General features: G+C 44.9%; 14 protein-coding genes. 7 read left to right on the top strand and 7 right to left on the bottom strand.

What is annotated here, in order from left to right; genetic code table 11:
• Positions 1 to 129: 129 nt before the first annotated feature.
• The 3 genes from HRU69_13175 to HRU69_13165 all read left to right on the top strand — a co-directional run bounded on the left by HRU69_13175 (position 130) and on the right by HRU69_13165 (position 4,709).
• Positions 130 to 810: a DUF2807 domain-containing protein gene (locus HRU69_13175; protein QOI98385.1), complete on the top strand. Its 681-nt coding sequence runs from the start codon at positions 130 to 132 to the stop codon at positions 808 to 810.
• Positions 811 to 980: 170 nt separating this feature from the next.
• Entirely contained in the window at positions 981 to 3,143 is a 2,163-nt protein-coding gene (locus HRU69_13170) for a glutamine synthetase III (GenBank protein ID QOI98384.1), read from the top strand.
• Positions 3,144 to 3,224: 81 nt separating this feature from the next.
• Positions 3,225 to 4,709, top strand: a complete 1,485-nt coding sequence (locus tag HRU69_13165; GenBank protein QOI98383.1) for a M28 family peptidase — start codon at positions 3,225 to 3,227, stop codon at positions 4,707 to 4,709.
• Here HRU69_13165 and HRU69_13160 read toward each other — a convergent pair whose 3' ends face one another.
• Positions 4,710 to 5,510, bottom strand: a complete 801-nt coding sequence (locus HRU69_13160; GenBank protein ID QOI98382.1) for an alpha/beta hydrolase — start codon at positions 5,508 to 5,510, stop codon at positions 4,710 to 4,712.
• An 83-nt stretch (positions 5,511 to 5,593) separates the two neighbouring features.
• Positions 5,594 to 7,243 (bottom strand): S41 family peptidase, encoded by a 1,650-nt coding sequence (locus HRU69_13155; protein QOI98381.1) that lies wholly within the window; start codon positions 7,241 to 7,243, stop codon positions 5,594 to 5,596.
• Positions 7,244 to 7,460: 217 nt separating this feature from the next.
• On the opposite strand from HRU69_13155, the gene HRU69_13150 reads away from it, so the two are divergent.
• The 3 genes from HRU69_13150 to HRU69_13140 all read left to right on the top strand — a co-directional run bounded on the left by HRU69_13150 (position 7,461) and on the right by HRU69_13140 (position 11,803).
• Positions 7,461 to 9,116, top strand: a complete 1,656-nt coding sequence (locus HRU69_13150; GenBank protein QOI98380.1) for an insulinase family protein — start codon at positions 7,461 to 7,463, stop codon at positions 9,114 to 9,116.
• A 142-nt stretch (positions 9,117 to 9,258) separates the two neighbouring features.
• Complete coding sequence (locus HRU69_13145; protein QOI98930.1) at positions 9,259 to 10,446, top strand: IS256 family transposase; 1,188 nt, start codon at positions 9,259 to 9,261, stop codon at positions 10,444 to 10,446.
• 118 nt (positions 10,447 to 10,564) lie between these two features.
• Positions 10,565 to 11,803, top strand: coding sequence for an insulinase family protein (locus HRU69_13140; GenBank protein QOI98379.1), 1,239 nt, complete (start codon positions 10,565 to 10,567; stop codon positions 11,801 to 11,803).
• Between the two features lie 54 nt (positions 11,804 to 11,857).
• On the opposite strand, the gene HRU69_13135 is transcribed toward HRU69_13140, so the two are convergent.
• The 5 genes from HRU69_13135 to HRU69_13115 all read right to left on the bottom strand — a co-directional run bounded on the left by HRU69_13135 (position 11,858) and on the right by HRU69_13115 (position 17,095).
• Positions 11,858 to 12,082 carry a hypothetical protein gene (locus tag HRU69_13135; protein QOI98378.1) on the bottom strand — a complete coding sequence of 75 codons (225 nt, stop codon included), beginning with the start codon at positions 12,080 to 12,082 and terminating at the stop codon, positions 11,858 to 11,860.
• Positions 12,083 to 12,134: 52 nt separating this feature from the next.
• A complete protein-coding gene (locus tag HRU69_13130) occupies positions 12,135 to 13,133 on the bottom strand; it encodes a ketoacyl-ACP synthase III (protein QOI98377.1) in 999 nt (332 codons plus the stop codon).
• Between the two features lie 67 nt (positions 13,134 to 13,200).
• Positions 13,201 to 13,623 (bottom strand): hypothetical protein, encoded by a 423-nt coding sequence (locus tag HRU69_13125; protein QOI98376.1) that lies wholly within the window; start codon positions 13,621 to 13,623, stop codon positions 13,201 to 13,203.
• A gap of 90 nt (positions 13,624 to 13,713) precedes the next feature.
• Positions 13,714 to 16,488, bottom strand: a complete 2,775-nt coding sequence (locus tag HRU69_13120) for a leucine--tRNA ligase (GenBank protein ID QOI98375.1) — start codon at positions 16,486 to 16,488, stop codon at positions 13,714 to 13,716.
• A gap of 214 nt (positions 16,489 to 16,702) precedes the next feature.
• Positions 16,703 to 17,095 (bottom strand): response regulator, encoded by a 393-nt coding sequence (locus tag HRU69_13115; GenBank protein QOI98374.1) that lies wholly within the window; start codon positions 17,093 to 17,095, stop codon positions 16,703 to 16,705.
• 126 nt (positions 17,096 to 17,221) lie between these two features.
• Here HRU69_13115 and HRU69_13110 point away from each other — a divergent pair, with 126 nt between their 5' ends.
• Positions 17,222 to 18,118: a hypothetical protein gene (locus HRU69_13110; GenBank protein QOI98373.1), complete on the top strand. Its 897-nt coding sequence runs from the start codon at positions 17,222 to 17,224 to the stop codon at positions 18,116 to 18,118.
• Positions 18,119 to 18,229 lie beyond the last annotated feature (111 nt).

Genomic DNA, 18,229 nt, shown 5'->3' with positions numbered 1-18,229 from the left:
AAACTGCTATAAATCGATGAAATATAGCGAAATTTACTTTGTTTTAGCAACAAACAAAAAATTAGGCTGTCGGCCAGGGGCGTTTGCAACCTTTGCCACAGCGCTCTGTCTTTACGTAAAATTTTGCATATGATGAATAAATTCCTGGTGGTTGTTTTCCTGGTTTCAAGTCTGATGGCAATTGCCCAGACAAGCCAAAACCGGGTAGTAGGTTCATTTACAGGCATTAAGGTAGCTGAAGGAATAGATGTTTACTTAAAAAAAGGGGACAGGCCGGCTGTCCGGCTCGAAGTAAGTGGTACTGACCCGGAAAACGTTATAACCGAAACCGTGGGCGGGTATCTCAAGATTCACATGGCATCGGGTAGTTACCGTAGCCGTACCGTAAAAGTGTATGTTACTTATGTTGAATTAGAGAAGATATCAGCCAGTTCAGCTGCAAACATCTTTTCGGAAGGAACAGTTAAAGCCCAAAATCTCTCGATAAGCGCCAGCAGCGCAGCCAGTGTTGACCTTCCTGTTGAGGCCGAATCCTTGACTATTAACGCCTCCAGCGCAGCGGATGTGGAATTACGCGGAAAAGCTACCCGGCTTTCTATAGATGTGAGCAGTTCAGGTGAAGTCGATGCCTTTGACCTGCAGGCCGAAAACGTTAGTGTGCAGGCCAGCAGTGCCGGTTCGGCAAAGGTTCATGTTACTTCTGAATTAAATGCCCAGGCCAGCAGTGCCGGTAGCGTGCGATACAAAGGAAACCCATCGCGCAGCAACACCAACGCCAGCAGTGGAGGATCGGTGAAGAAGATCAGTTGAATTTTTAACCTATTCTGATAAATTTTTAATACTTTTTGTGCTATTTAGGTTAAAAATTAACCTAGTTGTATAAAAAAATGATAAAATAATTCAATTTGATGGATAAAATATAGCCTGTGTTTTAAAAAGTGCTACTTTTGTGCCCATAGTTTAATAAACCCACAACCACTATGGCGCACTTACGATTTGAGGCCTTAAAAAGGCTTAGTGAACAACCCCGGGTTCATGTTGATGCCCCTTCCCCCAAAGTTTCTGATTTTTTTGGTGAAAATGTATTCAGCCTCGACCAGATGCGGGGCGCACTTTCGGCTGCTGTCTTTAAAAAAGTAAGCCAGGCCATCATCAACCACGAGAAAATTGATGAAGCTACGGCCGATGCCGTGGCCTCGGCCGTAAAAAGCTGGGCCCTTTCAAAAGGCGCAACCCACTTCACCCACTGGTTTCAACCATTAACCGGTGGTACAGCCGAGAAGCACGATTCCTTTTTTGATGCGCATGCACGCATCGAACGGTTTAAAGGAAGCGAACTCGTACAACAAGAGCCGGACGCATCCTCTTTTCCTAGCGGAGGTATCCGCAGCACCTTTGAAGCGCGGGGTTATACGGCATGGGATCCAACCAGCCCAATGTTCCTTTACGGAAAAACACTCTGTATCCCTACCGTATTTGTTTCTTATACCGGTGAAACACTCGATACCAAGGGCCCTCTCCTGAAAGCGCTCAAAGCAGTGGATAAGGCAGCCACCCAGGTATGCCAGTTGTTTGACAAAGACATACAACATGTAACGGCTTCATTGGGACCCGAGCAGGAATATTTTGTGATTGACGAGGCCCTTTACAATGCGCGCCCCGACCTGATCATGGCCGGCCGTACTGTTTTTGGTCATTCGCCTGCCCGCGGGCAACAAATGGAGGATCACTATTTCGCATCCATTCCTTCGCGTGTTTATGATTTCATGAAGGATTTTGAAATTGAATGCTGGAAACTCGGCATTCCCGTGCGTACCCGCCACAATGAGGTGGCTCCCAGCCAGTTTGAGGTTGCCCCCTTGTTTGAGGAAGTAAATGTGGCCAACGATCACAACCAATTGATGATGGATGTGATGTGGCGTGTGGCCGGAAAGCACAAACTCAAAGTTTTATTTCATGAAAAACCTTTTGCTGGCCTTAACGGTACCGGTAAACACAATAACTGGTCGCTGATAACCGATACCGGCATAAACCTGTTTGCACCTTCCAGCAGCGCGCGCGATAACCTGCTGTTCCTTACTTTCTTTGTTACAACTATCAAGGCTGTTCATGAACATGCCGATTTGCTGCGCGCAAGCATCGCTACTCCCGGTAATGATTTCCGGTTAGGTGCCAACGAAGCACCTCCGGCCATCATGTCGGTATTTATCGGTTCGCAGATGTCGGCCGTGCTGGATGAATTAGAGAAGAAGGGCAATGTAAAAATTGAGAAAGGCGACAACATGTACATGAAACTGGGTATTGATCAGATTCCCGAAATTATTCTGGACGCCACCGACCGCAACCGGACCTCGCCTTTTGCTTTTACCGGTAACAAATTTGAGTTCCGGGCTGTGGGCGGAAGCGATAACTGTGCGGTAGCCATGACAGCCCTCAACCTGATAGTGGCTAATCAATTAACGCATTTTTACGATGTGGTATCGAAGGAAATTGAAAAAGGCACCGAAAAGCGGATTGCCATCGTTAACCTGCTCCGCAAATACATAAAGGAATCAAAAGATATACGGTTTGAGGGTGACGGTTATTCTGATGAATGGGTAAAAGAAGCGGCAAAACGAAAGCTCAAGAACATTAAAAACATGCCACGCGCTTTGGATGCCTATCTCGACAAGAAATGCGTTGAGATGTACGAGCGCCATGGTGTTCTTAGCCATAAGGAACTCGAAGCCCGCAATGAAATCCGGTTGGAATCCTACATTAAACGGGTGCAGATTGAAGCCCGTGTGATGGGTGATTTAGCCATGAACCATATCATTCCTACCGCCATTGCTTATCAGAACAAACTCATTGCCAACGCCAATGGGCTGAAAGGTTTGGGAATTGAAAATAAGGCAGTAATCCAAACCATTAAGGAAATATCCGGCCACATCGAAACCATTAAAACCGGTGTTCGCAATATGATTGAAGAACGAAAGCGGGTTAATAAAATTACCGATACACACGCCCGTGCCATTGCCTACTGCGATGATATTAAGGAGAAATACTTTGATAAAATCCGCGAAGCGGTTGATGAGCTTGAACTTTTGGTTGATGATGAAGACTGGCCGCTTGTAAAATACCGGGAACTTTTGTTCCTTCGCTAAGGAATAAACCTAAACCTGTGAAAAGCGGATAATCCTTTGGGTTTTCCGCTTTTTGTTTGTAATACATTAAACCTTTGGCAAATGAAAAGACTACGCATCGTTAACCTTTTACTTTTTGTAGGGTGGGTAAGTGCCTCGGCCCAGAAAAACCCGGTGGAGCAAATCACAAAGTTAATTACCAAAGAAGAGGTGGAAGCCCACCTCACCTTTCTGGCAGCCGATGAAATGCGCGGACGTGATACCGGCTCGCCCGAACTGGACATTGCCGCCAATTACCTGGCTGCCCAGTTTAAATTGCTAGGCCTGAAAAAAGCACCAGGGTTAGACACCTACTTTCAGCCGGTAAGTTTTGTGAATGTGCACCCTGCAACCGCAGGAAAACTGGTTATCGGTGATGACACATTTCAATTTAAAGAACATTTCATCCAGTTTGAAGGCGGCAATTTTGATTGGTCAGGCGAAGTGGTTTATGCCGGGTACGGCAGCGCGGAAGAACTGGCCAGGGCCAATGTAAAGGGTAAGTTGGTTGTTGCGCTGGCCGGCAAAAAAGATTCGGAAGGAAATCCCATGGCGATATTCTATGCTGCCGGTGATAAATTCAGGGATGCCACGAATGCCGGTGCTGCGGGTCTGATTGAAATTTTTGCCGTGCCCCAGATTCCGTGGCCTGCACTGGTAAACTATTTTGCATCCAACGTTTCCATGAAAGTAAAAAGCAACGAAGGCGGTGCTGTACATTTATGGTTAAAGGATAGCGATGCAGCCGGTATAAAAAAGCTGAAGGAGTCTGCCTCATTAACGGGCTCGTTAAAGGTTGAAGGTGTTCGTGAGGTAGTGGTTGGTTCAAAAAATGTAATCGGAATTCTGGAAGGAACTGATCCAAAACTGAAAGAAGAATACCTGGTGGTTTCGGCACACTATGATCATGTAGGTGTAAGCAAACGGGGTAACCAGGCCGACTCGATATTTAACGGAGCACGCGATAATGCCATTGGTGTGGTGGGTATGCTGGAAACAGCAAAATACCTTTCGCAATTCCGCCCCAAACGTTCGGTGTTGTTTATGGCATTAACCGGTGAAGAAAAAGGACTGCTGGGAAGCAAGTATTATTCGGATAACCCGGTTGTGCCTCTTAACAAAACGGTTTTCAATTTTAACTGCGATGGTGCCGGCTACAACGATGTAACCATTGCCACTATAATTGGTATGGAACGAACTACAGCCGAAACTGACTTGGCCAAGGCCTGTGCGGCATTTGGTATAAAGGCATCAGTTGATCCGGTGCCCGAGCAGAATCTTTTTGAGCGCTCGGACAATTACAATTTTGCCGTTAAAGGTGTTCCGGCAATCACGTTTGCCCCCGGTATTAAGGCATTTGATGCTGAGCTGAATAAATATTATCACCAACCGGCCGATGAGGTGAGTTCGCTTGATTTCGATTACCTGATTAAATACTACCGGGCTTACGTTTACGCCAATGTATTGCTGGCCAATAACCCGCAGGCACCGGTTTGGAAGGCAGGGGATAAGTTTGAGGCTGAAGCTAAAAAACTTTACGGTCGCTGATTAGTTGCCGGACAGGTGGGCGGCCGGGGGTTTAGCGAGTTTCAGAATAGCCTCGCTTATTATTTCCGGGTTTGTCCACGGAACAAAGTGGTTCATATCGGGTTTTCGGATGATTTCAATCGGTGCATGAACGAGTTTTGCTTTTGCGAAGTCTGCATTGCCGGGGGCTACCAACGAATCCTTTTCTCCCTGAATTACAATTACCGGGCAGGTTATATTGGCCCATTCGGTTACCATGTTTTCTAGTTGGGGTTTTAGCTGGTAGATTTCTTCGTTTGAAGCGCGTAGCGATCGTGGCAACACCCAACTCAGAAAGGGCGAAGCAAAAGGAGCACGCCACCAGGTTTCGTTGGGCTCTAATTCCGGGTCGATAGACGGTGCAACCAGTATCAGGCCATCTACCAGTTCAGGGTAGTCGATGGCCATACGCCCCACCAGCGGCCCTCCCAGCGAATGGCCAACCAGTATTATCGGCCGGTTATGCAGGTGAATTTTCAAGATAGGTGCCAGAGCGGCTGCCTGTTTGCTTAATGAAGGTTGGGGCATACCAAAATCGGAGTACCCGAAGCCGGGCCTGTCGGTTGAAATAAGTAATAGTTCCCGGTTTAGCAAGGTATCGTTAAGAAAATGAATGAATTCACTTAACGACCCCGGAGAACCGTGTACAAACAGCACCAGGGGGCCAGTTGGGTTGCCCGCTTTGATATAGTGAATGCGTTGGTCGGTAGTATGCTGGCTTCCATTAATGTTATGCTTACTGAAATAGGAATCTATTTCTTTTGAACTCATCCGGAATGTCATGCAGGCATGGCTTGTAACAAGTAAGAGGGCGCAAACTAAAAGCGTAACCAGGATGCCTGTCTTTGCCCGATACTTTACCATGGTCAGGGCAGGTTGAGCGTTTTTCTGTATTGCGCGGTGTTAGTAAGCACGTCTATAGCCTTCTTCAGGTCGGTGTCGTGCTTAAAGCCTGATTCAATAGCGCCCCGTTCATTAAAGTACCGCAGCATGATGTCGGCTTGGAGCATCATCTTGACTTGATCTTTGTAGATGAGGAGTTCTTTTTTCCGGTTGTCGGAAATTACACTTTTCAGGTGATCCAGCTGAGGCTTAAGGTCGGCAAAATAGCGTTCCCGTTTGGCGAGGTCCTGCAAGCTTAAGAGTTTTTCTTCCAGTGCTGAGGAATAATCGTATTTCTGATCCTTCATCCAGGCAACAAATTGCTGATAATCCGATTCGGAAAGGTTAAAACTCTTTGGATTTTCAGGAGCCGTGTGCGTATTGGCATAACGGGTAGCGTAGTCGAAAATAAAACCGTGTTCATAAATGGTCTGCACTATCGGATGAAGTTCGGTTTGCTCAACAGCGATATCCGGTTCGATACCTCCACCGTCATACACAGTCCGGCCGTTGGTGGTTTTAAAAGCCTGCTTAATGGAATCAGGTACCGAGGCCACGCTGCCGTCTTCGCGCCTGTGTGTATAGTCAAGCACCTGGATGCAGCGACCTGAAGGGGTGTAATATTTAGCGGTAGTAACCTTAAGTTGCGAATTGTAGGAGAGCGGCCGGGTTACCTGTACCAATCCCTTACCGAAAGAGCGTTCACCAAGAACGATGCCTCTATCATAATCCTGCAAGGTACCGGCAACAATTTCAGCAGCCGAAGCGCTCCCGCGATCGATTAATACCGCCACCGGAATTTCCGTGTCAACCGGGTTATCAAGTGTTTCATAGCTGGTATTTTGTTCGGGTATTTTACCTTTGGTAAACACTACTTTTTTGGCACGGGGTATAAACACATTGCAAACATTAACGGCTTCCATCAGCAATCCTCCGGGGTTACCGCGCATGTCCAGAATAATGGAGCGGGCATTTAGCTCTTTTAGTTTTAACACAGCGTTCTTCACATTTTTACCAGCTTCCGGAGTAAATTCGGTAAGTTTTATGTAGCCGGTAGTTTCGTTAACCATTCCATAATAAGGCACATTGTTAATTTTTATTCTTTCGCGCTTAAATTCAAGCACAAGGGGTTGGTCAACACCATAGCGTTTTACAGTTAACCGAACGGGTTTGCCAACCTCACCTTTCATCAGGTTGCCGGCTGCTTCGCGCGAAATTTTTGACAGGTCAACGTTATCAATTTTTAATACTTCATCCCCGATTTTCAGTCCGCCTTTCTCTGCCGGAAAACCGCCCATCACCATGGTTACTACCGTGCGGTTACCAATTTCGCGCGTGATGGCCCCGATGCCGCCATACTGCCCGGTATTAACCGTGCGAAAATCTTCAATCAAGTCTTCGGGTATGTAGTTGGTGTAGGGGTCAAGCGATTCGAGCATCGCATCAATACCCGTTTTAATGAGTGTACTCGGATTTACCTCATCTACGTAGCTCTTGTTTACCTCTTTAAAAAGGGTGGCGAAAATGTCGAGGTTTTTGGCGATTTCGAAGTAGCGTTCGGCCGGAGGGGTAAACGAAAAAATAAAGCCGGCCAGCAGAATGATAATAATGATATACCTGGGTTTGAATGTCATATAATGCTTAAGAAACGAAAAAGCGGTTAAAAAGGTGTCATGATTGAATTTCTATGGCAAGTTAATGATTTGAGAGTTAGTGAAGCCCTGGTGTTTGTACAATTGAATAACGGGATAATGCAGCAAGCCAGGTAATTATTACATCTGAAATATTTTCAATTTTGAATTTTTAGCCTATTTTCTGAAATTTTCATGCAAACTCAACAACTCCTTAAGTATGAATCGCCTCTTTGTCTTGTGCATAGCTTTAGGTCTGATAGGTTCATGTTCAAAAATAGAACACTTTCAACCCAAAACTGCAGAAAGCGGTGGATACGCGTATGAATACGTAACAAACGATCCGCTTCAAGCCCGTATTTATACCCTTAAGAATGGGTTAAAGGTGTATCTGAGCCGGTACGATGCTGAGCCCCGGATTTATACGCAAATAGCTGTAAAGGCTGATGGAAAAAACGACCCCCCTGAAAACACAGGGTTGGCCCATTATTTGGAACACATAATGTTTAAAGGAAGTGATGAATTTGGCACACTGGACTGGGGAAAGGAGAAAGTGATGCTTGATAGTATTGAGCGAATGTTCCAATACTATCGGACATTAACTGATTCAATGCAGCGCTTGAACTACTACAAAAAAATCGATGCCTATTCCAATGAAGCGGCCAAACTGGCCATAGCTAACGAATATGATAAAATGATTATTGAGTTGGGGGGCCAAGGATTGAATGCCTATACTACCGAAGACCGTACAGTCTACATTAATGATATACCTTCAAACCAGCTGGAAAATTGGTTGAAGATTGAAGCAAGCCGTTTCCGTACTATTGTACCCAGGCTTTTTCATACAGAACTTGAAGCTGTTTACGAGGAGAAAAATCAAAACCTGGATGATGATTATTCTAAAAGTTTTGAGGTAATGATGCAAGCTATGTTTAAAAAGCATCCCTATGGCACTCAAACAGTAATTGGTACAATTGATCATCTAAAGAATCCATCTATTACGGAAATTAAGAGATACTTTGATACCTATTATAAACCAAACAATGTTGCCATCTGCCTAAGCGGAGATTTGGATTATGATAAAACAATCGCACTTATTGACAAATATTTTTCTAACTGGCTTCCGAATGACAATCTTAAACCATGGATAGTTGTTCAGGAAGATCCCATTACCAAGCCAGTGGAATGTGATGTATATGGACCTGATGCCGAGTGGGTTTTTCTGGCCTATCGGTTTCCGGTAGGTACTTTACGCGATGCGGCATTGCTTAGGCTTTGTGACAATATTTTAGCTAATGCGCGTGCCGGCCTGATTGATTTGAATTTAAAGCAGAAACAGTTGGTTATTGATCCCTTCTGTTACGTCCAGCGTAATAATGATTACTCGATACATATTTTTCAGGCCAAGCCAAAAGAAGGTCAAAGCCTGGATGAGGTGAAGGAACATTTGCTTAGTCAGATTGAATTATTGAAGAGAGGTGAATTTGAAGATTGGCTGATTGACGCGGTTATTAACGATCTAAAGAAAAGTAAGATTAGTCAATATGAAGACAACTGGTCAAGAACCAATGAAATGGTTATGGCCTTCACCACAAATAGTAACTGGGCTGAGTATATCGCATCAATTGAAGCGCTACGAAAGTTTACTAAAGAAGACATTGTTAAGTTTGCCAATCAGTACTACGGTAACAACTACGTTTATGTTAGAAAAAAAACGGGTAAGGATCCATACAAGCGGAAGGTAGATAAGCCGGTTATCACCAAGGTTGATTTGAACAAAGAGGCCCGTTCGCCTTTTCATCAGGCGATAATGAATAATTCCGTTGAGCGATTGAAACCGGTATTTATCGATTACGGTAAAGACGGTAACGACTAAGCAACTGTGTAAAGGCCCGATTCGGCCTTGCTGAAAGGGGATGTGGAATGTACCACTTTCAGCCGAATCGGTTGCATTTAAAGACTTAACTTTAAACACAGTTACCATGGAAAATCAAGAACAACACCCACTACTCAAAGAGATGCTCACCCCTGAGTTTCTCAAGCAATTTAAGAATTCGAAAGACCTCAACAGCTTTATCGATGAACTTTTCAAAAAGGGCATGGAGCAAATGCTGGAAGGTGAACTCGATGGCCATTTGGGCTATGCCAAACATTCACCAGAAGGGATTAACTCCGGGAACTCACGGAACGGAAAAACCCGTAAGACCATCAAGACCACGCGAGGTGAACTACAGATAGAAGTACCTCGGGATCGGAACAGCACGTTTGAGCCCGTCCTGGTTCCCAAGCGCAGCCGGTTCGTAGAAGGCATCGAAGAAATTATCATCTCCTTATATGCCCGGGGTATGAGCGTACGCGACATTGAAATACAAATCCGGGAAATCTATGGTGTGAATGTTTCGGATGCCACTATTTCCAACGTTACCTCGCGGGTACATACGTTGGTAACGGAGTGGCAAAGCAGGCCTCTTTCATCGGTGTACTTTGTGGTGTGGATGGATGGGATCGTATTCAAAGTCCGGCAGAATGGGAAGGTGATCAACAAAACCATTTACCTGGCCGTAGGCCTTAATGCTCAGGGGTTTAAGGAAGTATTGGGCATGTGGCTGGGTGAAAGCGAAAGTGCTTCATTCTGGATAAGTGTACTTACTGATTTAAAAAGCCGTGGCGTGGAAGATATTCTCATCACCAGCACCGATAATCTGAAGGGCTTCACCGATGCAATCACCAGCGTGTTTACCCAATCGGTAACCCAGATTTGTGTAGTTCATCAGATCAGAAATGCGCTTCGCTACGTTGTCTGGAAAGACAAGAAACAATTTGTAGCCGATTTGAAGACTGTTTACGGAGCACCAAACAAAGAGCTGGCTGCTCAAGCCTTAGAGCAGCTTGAAGTAACATGGGGCAAAAAATATCCGCATGCTATCAAGTCGTGGAAAACGAATTGGGATAACCTCACGCACTTCTTCGATTATCCGATCGAAATCCGAACGCTGATCTATACCACGAACATTATCGAAAATCTCAACGGAAAAATCCGCAAGTATACCAACAACAAACTTTCGTTCCCTGACGACCAGGCGGTGGTGAAAGCGGTGTACCTGGCTTTACGGGAGATCACCAAAAAATGGACCTTGCCCGTGAGAAACTGGCCACTAATCGTAAATCAATTTTTAACTATCTTCGAAGGCAGATGCAAAATATAAAACCTTTACGCAGTTGCTTAGTCGTTACCCAGCACTTACACACTTAATTAGGCAGTGTCGTAAAGACGTTCGAAAATGGAAGTTGCATCCAGGTGTTTCTGTTCTGTATAACCAAAATATGGAGAATGAACTTTTCAGAATGTATTATTTACTCGATGCAGGAAGTAACAATGATCCGAGACTTCGTGTTGCAATTGAGTATCTGGAGTTTCTCGGTACAGATAAATTATCTGCTGAACAGTTAAAGAAGGAACTATATAAGCTTGGATGTGATTTCTCAGTTTTTGCGAGCACCGAGCAGACTTATATTATGCTTGAAGGTCTTTCGGAAAACATGGAAAAAGCCATTGTTATTATGGAAGACCTTTTGAAGTATGCCAAACCTGATGAGGATGCCCTTCGGAATTTGAAAGATGATATACTTAAAAAGCGCGAAGATGCCAAAAAGGATCGCTACGCTATTTTTTATGAAGGATTAATGAATTACGGAAAATATGGCCCGATATCGCCTTTTACCAACGTGCTAACTAACGATGTACTTCAGGACATTTCATCGGAAGAATTAGTCAGTATTATCCGCGATTTTACAACAATGAATCATATAATACTTTACTATGGGCCAAAAAAAGAAGACGAACTTACAGCTATTTTGAAGAAGCATCATCAGTTGCCCGATCAGCTAAATGAGGTTCCTGCTTCCAGAATATTTACCCTCCAGGATGTTATTAAGCCAACTGTCTACTGGACGCATTATGACATGGTACAAACTGATGCACTATTCATTATGAAGGCCGCAAAATATGATAAAAATAGAATTCCGGCCGCTGAATTGTTTAGCACATTTATCAGCACACAGGTTTTCCGCGAATTACGCGAAGCTCAGGGCCTTGCTTACAGTACATATGCTTATTACGTAACTCCCCAAAAATCACAGGATTATGATGTAATCTACGGATATGTTGGCACACAAGCCGACAAGCAGGTCGAATCGCTTAGTGCATTAAAAAATATTCTGTACAATCTGCCTGAAACAGAAGATGGCTTTAAGGAGGCCAGGGAATCTCTTTTGAAACGGATAGAAAGTCAGCGGATAATCAAACAAAGCGTATTATTTAACTACTTATCGGCCCAAAAACTGGGCTTAGATTATGATATCCGGAGGGATGTTTATAATCAAATTCAATCCTTGACGCTTAGTGATTTATTAAAATTTCATGCAGAGAATATTAAAAACAAAAAGTATAATCTTGTTTTAATAGGCAACCGTGAAAAAATTAATTTTAAAGACCTGGCCCGATACGGAGAAGTGAAGGAAGTATCCCTCGATGAACTGTTTGGCTATAAAAGAACAGAATAAAGCAACATCGTAACAATGCAGTAATGAGTTACATGAAAGACTAAAGCTAATCGTTCAGAATTTATCCGGAATCTGAATAATCCGGATGACCACTTCATGCGGGTCGCCATCTTTATCCATCAGGCTGAACCGAACCATCGGGTTGTCTTTCCGGATATTGCTTTCAACGTTTACGACTTCATTATCCTGCAGGTGCTTTTCAATTTCTTTTTGCAGGAGGTAGAGGGCATTGGCGAAATCCACTTCCAGCGGGCTGGGGTTGTACGTTGATGTTTTCATGGGGTTACAATCTGGTTCTGCGTTCAGGTTCTTCTAACCCCGAACCGCATCATTACCACCGGATTAGCGCAGAGGCCCATGTAAAGCCACTGCCAAACGCGGCTAAACAAATTACGTCATTTTCTTTGATCTTTCCTTCTGCCCAGGCTTCGCTCATGGCAATCGGAATGGATGCTGCCGTAGTGTTTCCATACCGTTGAATATTGTTATACACCTGGTCATCGCGTAAACCAAATTTTTCCTGTATGTACTGGCTAATCCGCAGGTTGGCCTGGTGCGGTATCAGCAAGCTGATGTCTTCCTTTTTCATGTTGTTGGCCGCCAGCGCCTCCTGAATGGCTTCCATAAAACGCACTACAGCATGTTTAAAAACCTGGTTGCCATTCATTACCACTTTAAAACCTGTGGTATCGAGTATCTGTTCAGGCTGGCGTTCCTCCCGTGGCCGGCTGCTGCCGGGGTCTCGTACATATAACTCTTCGGCAAAACGTCCATCGGCATGGAGGTGGGTGGAGAGCACCCCCGGTTTATCGGCCCGCTGCAGTACAGCGGCTCCGGCACCATCGCCAAAAATAACAGCCGTGTTTCTGCCGCGGGTTGTCACATCCAGCGCAGTCGATTGGATTTCAGCGCCCACCACCAGCACGGTTTTGTACATGCCGGTTTTGATAAACTGATCGGCCGTTGAAAGTGCATAAATGAAACCGGAGCAGGCATTTTTTATATCCATCGCACCGATGCCTTCAAGGCCGAGTTCGCGCTGCATGATAACACCCGAACCCGGAAAGTAGTAATCGGAGGTGATGGTGGCGAATACGATAAAGTCAACATCCTTTTCGGTGAGGCCGGCCCGTTGCAAAGCCATGCGTGCTGCTTTGGCCGCCATGTTGCCAACGGTGTCTTTGGCGGGGTCTATCCACCTGCGTTCTTTTATACCGGTTCGTTCAATGATCCACTCATCGCTGGTATCCATCAGGGATGACAAATACTGATTGGTGATAACCTGTTCAGGAAGGTGGTGGCCCAGGCCGACAATTTTTGATGCGTACATAAAATAGTATAAAGGCGGCCTAAATTAAGGAATTGTTACGGATTCCCTAATGCATGTTAGGAGGAAACTAATACGCACTAAAGCCCCTCTCAATAAAGGTAAAAAAGCCGTTTTTGAATTCTGCAAATACCCGTGCAAAGCCAGCCACTTCATCCATAATACCGGCATGTTCTTTAAAATACTCCGTATCGGATTCGTTGAGTTCTTTCAGCATCACGGCAAGCTTCTTTTCGTGGTCTTTGAGTTTTTTTCGAAGCTGATCAACCAGTTCACCCTGGTAGTAGGTAATCAGGTGCTGGTAGTGATCAATTTGTTTTTTAAACTCAACTTCAGTCATTTTCGGTGCGTGCTGGTCTAGCAGTTTCTGGAAGAAGGCCAGTTCACGCTTCCAAAGTTCACAGGCCGATATCCACCCGGTGGTTTCGTGGTGCATGCCCACCAGGCTGGGTTGAAGAATGTATTTTCCGGATTGTCCGGTAACCGATATCATAACGTTCAGATTTTATTGATTTGAAAGTCGGGATAACCGGTAACGAATGACCTGACGGGGATCAGTACAATGGCTGATTTATTTCATGGATCAAATTACCACATTTACAATTTTGCCGGGCACTACAATTACTTTTTTCGGTGTTTTTCCATCCGTCCACTTTTTAACAATTTCAGAGGCCAGTACGGTTTTCTCAATGTCTTCGCGGGGCATATCCAGTGCAAAATTCATTTGCGCCCGTACTTTACCGTTAATGGAAATCGGGTAGTTGAAGGATGACTCAGTAAGGTATTGCTCATCATACGCGGGGAAGGCGGCATCAAAAACAGTTTTGGTATGCCCCAGTTTTTCCCACAACTCTTCGGCTACATGCGGTGCAAAGGGCGATAAGGCAATAACAAGGGGTTCCAATATTTTCCGTTTGTTGCACTTCAGGGCAGACAGTTCATTAGCGCATATCATAAATTCGCTAACCGAAGTGTTGAATGAAAAACTGTCAATATCCCTTTCGACCTTTTTAATGGTTTTGTGCAGTACCTTCAGTTCCTCGCGGGTGGGTTCATCGTTGCTTATAGTGAAATTTCCGCTGGTATCATGAAACAGGTTCCAGAACCTGCGCAAAAATTTAAATACTCCGTCAATGCCGTGGGTATTCCAGGGTTTGGATTGTTCCAGCGGCCCGAGGAACATTTCGTACATACGCAGCGTATCGGCCCCATAGTTGGTAATAATTTCATCAGGGTTTACTACGTTGTGTTTTGATTTCGACATTTTCTCCACCTCGGTTCCGCAGATGTATTTATCGCCTTCAAAAATGAATTCTGCATTTGAAAAATCGGTGCGCCATTGCTTAAAACCTTCAATGTTAAGTACATCACCGTCAACCAGCGAAATATCCACATGCAGGGCTGTGGTTTTGTACTTATCCTTCAGATTTTTTGAGACAAACTTGTTTGTGCCGTTAATCCGGTAAACAAATTTCGACATACCCTGGATGTGTCCTTGGTTAATCAGTTTCTTAAACGGCTCTTCGGCACGTACATACCCTAAATCTTTCAACGCTTTGCACCAGAAACGCGAGTACAGCAGATGTCCGGTAGCATGTTCGGAGCCGCCAATGTATAGATCAACATCCCGCCAATACTGCTCATGTTCTTTTGCACAAAACTCTTTTTGGTTGGATGGGTCCATGTAGCGGTACCAGTACCAACTTGAACCCGCCCAGCCGGGCATGGTGGTAAGTTCAAAGTTGTGGCCGTTGTATTTCCAGTTTTTTGCCCGGGCCAACGGGGGCTCACCGGTGGCTGTAGGTTTGTACTCATCAATTTCAGGCAGCGTTATCGGCAGGTCTTTTTCTTCAACAAGTTTCGGAATACCGTTCACAAAATAAACGGGGAACGGTTCGCCCCAGTAACGCTGTCTTCCGAAAATGGCATCGCGCATGCGGTAGTTTATCTTGCCTTTACCGATGCCGCGGTCTTCAATAAATTTTATTCCGGCTTCAATGGCTTCATGCACCGTAAGGCCATTCATAAAGCCGGAGTTGATGATGCGTGCATCCCAGCTGTCGAAGGCTTTTTCCTGCACATCGGGTCCTTCAACCACCTGTGTTATCGGCAAGCCAAAGTGCTTCGCAAAGCGGTGGTCGCGTTCATCATGGCCGGGTACGGCCATTACTGCGCCTGTTCCGTAACCGGCCAGCACGTAATCCGAAATCCAGATGGGAATACGATCGTTGTTGAACGGGTTGGTGGCATAGGCACCGGTAAATACACCGCTTACCTGTTTTACCTCGCTCATGCGTTCGCGCTCGCTGCGGTTTTTGGCAACTTCCACATATTTTGTTACCTCATTACGGTGTTCTGCCGTTGTAATGGGTTGCACCAATTCATGCTCAGGGGCCAGCACTAAAAATGTGGCGCCAAAAATAGTGTCAATGCGGGTAGTAAAGACTTCAATATTCAACTCAGAACTTTGAACTTTGAAGCGGAGTTGCGCGCCCTTGCTCTTTCCAATCCAGTTGCGCTGCATTTCCTTAAGGGGTTCAGGCCAGTCGATGGTGTCTAAACCGGTAAGTAATCTTTCTGCGTATGCTGAGATGCGCATGCTCCATTGCAGCATGTTTATCCGTTCTACCGGGTAACCACCCCGCTCGCTTACCCCATCTTTTACTTCGTCATTCGAGAGTACCGTACCAAGTGCGGGGCACCAGTTTACCATGGCTTCGCGTTGGTAGGCAATGCGGTAATGCTGCAGAAAAGTTTCGCGCTCTTTTTCATTGAAGGCGTGCCACTGCTCAGGTGTAATGCGTGGTGTGTCTTCATCGCATGCACCGTTAACACGGGTATTTCCGTTTTTTTCCAATTCTTTAATTAATGTGCTGATGGGTTCTGTTTTGTCTGAGGTATTATTATACCAGGCATTGAAGAGCTGCATGAAAATCCACTGTGTCCATTTGTAATAGTTTGGATCGCAGGTTTGTACCTCGCGCGACCAGTCGTATGAGAATCCGATATTGCGCAGCTGCCGTTTGTAAGTTTCGATGTTCTTTGCTGTGGTAATTGCGGGGTGCTGGCCGGTTTGGATGGCATACTGTTCAGCCGGGAGGCCAAATGCATCGAAGCCCATCGGGTGCAACACATTGTATCCTTTTAGCCGCTTAAACCGGGCAACAATATCAGAGGCAATGTAACCTAACGGGTGGCCCACATGAAGTCCTGCACCCGAAGGATAAGGGAACATGTCCAACACGTAGTATTTTGGTTTAGCCGGGTCTGTTTCAACTTTATAAACCTGCCGGTCTTCCCAGTGTTTGCGCCATTTCTCTTCAATTCGTTTGATCTCTTCTTTGCTGTATTCCGCCACAGTAATTCTGTTAAATAAATGGTTATTTCGGTTAGGCACCTCCCTTGCCCTTCGGGCAGGAGTATGAGGTCGCAAAAATAACGGAATCCGGCAAAATGGAACATTGCAGTTTTAAGGCAACGTTCAATTTGATTTTTACTTTAGTAACAGCCGTATTCGGCTCGTGCTTAAAGGATTAAATGCGGGACCGTGATTAGACCGGTAACCTGGCCTGTTACAAAGAGGTAAACTTTGCTTTGAGTTCTTCAATATCCGATTGTTTGATGGGCTTGGTGATAAAGTGAACAACATTTTTATTAACCATGGCCCTCTCTACATCGGCTTTGCTGTTCGAACTGGTGAGGATGATGATTTTTGATTTTGCTGTCATGGTTTCAGGTAAGCCGGAAAACTTTTCGAGAAAGGCAAAACCATCCGTTTTAGGCATATTCAAATCCAAAAAAATTACATCAGGAAATCCGTTGGTTAGTGAACCAAGCCAGCTTAATGCGTCATCTGCCGATTTGTAGCTAATTAGTGTTCGGCTGAAATGGTATACTTCCAGGAACCTCCGCTGGATAAACAGGTCTATATCGCTGTCGTCAATTAGCAGAGTAACATTAACCATCGGAACTCAGTTGGTTTTAAGCAGGCAATATAATGCCATTCACATTAAATTTAATTGAAAATTGGCTTTTTGAGGTTTTTTAGGATTAAAAAATGTAGTAAAATTGAACTCTAAACCATTAACCCAATGAACTTTAAACAACCCGTTTACCTCCTCAGTATTTTCGCTTTTATTTCAATACTTGTGTTATCTGCTTGCGGTTCAGGCGGAAGCGGCACCGATAAAAATTCCGCTGAGTTTGACGAAGCGAATAAGAACCTTAAGCAGTCCATTGAAGAAGTCGTTTACGGCATCCCTTCACCGTCAGAAATTCCTTATATGATACAGCAAACCGGGGCCGAATTTAACCAAAGCCTTGTTAACCCGATTAATAATGCCGAGCGGTACACCCGCAGGAACGATAAAGCTGCCCTTAACCTGGGTGTTTATGCGGCTGATATCGGGTACCTGGCCTCCTACGATAAAACCCAGGAAGCCATTGACTACCTCAACTCCTGTAAGAACCTGGCTGATATTCTGGGTGTAATCGGTACGTTTGATATGGAAATCCTTAAGCGCTTTGAGGCTAACATCTCCAATAAAGACTCACTTACGTCCTTGTTGGATCAAACCCTTAAGCAAACCGAGCGCCTGCTGAAAGACGACAGCCGCAACCGCCTGGCCGCATTGGTGGTTACAGGAAGTTTCATTGAGGGTCTTTATATCTCAACCGGTTTAGTTAATTCGTATCCGAAAAATTTGCTTCCGGATGATGCCCGCAACCTTATTCTTACTCCGGTAATTCAGGTTATTCTTAACCAAAAGAAATCAGTAACTGAACTTTTAAAAATGCTCAGTTCAGTTGAACAAACTGAACCCGTGGCCGGTATTGTTGTTGATTTACAGGAACTTGAAAAAGCCTATGCAGCATTGAATATCGAAGAGCAGATTCGCAACAACCGGGCTGATATGGTCCTTTCGGATAAGAACCTGACACAGATTAGTTCTATTGTCGGTAAGATTCGAAAAGGTATTACAGAATAACTTTGTAAATAAAAATCTCTGAAGGCCCTGGTGAACAAACGCCAGGGCCTTTTTATTTCGCTATAATCCATGGGTTTGACGTATATTTAACCTTGCTTAACACCCTCAGCC

This window comes from Flammeovirgaceae bacterium, assembly GCA_015180985.1.
In the GTDB taxonomy this organism is placed as follows: domain Bacteria; phylum Bacteroidota; class Bacteroidia; order Cytophagales; family Cyclobacteriaceae; genus UBA2336.
The sequence above is the reverse complement of the archived record's forward strand: the minus strand, read 5'-3'. Positions and strand labels throughout refer to the sequence as shown.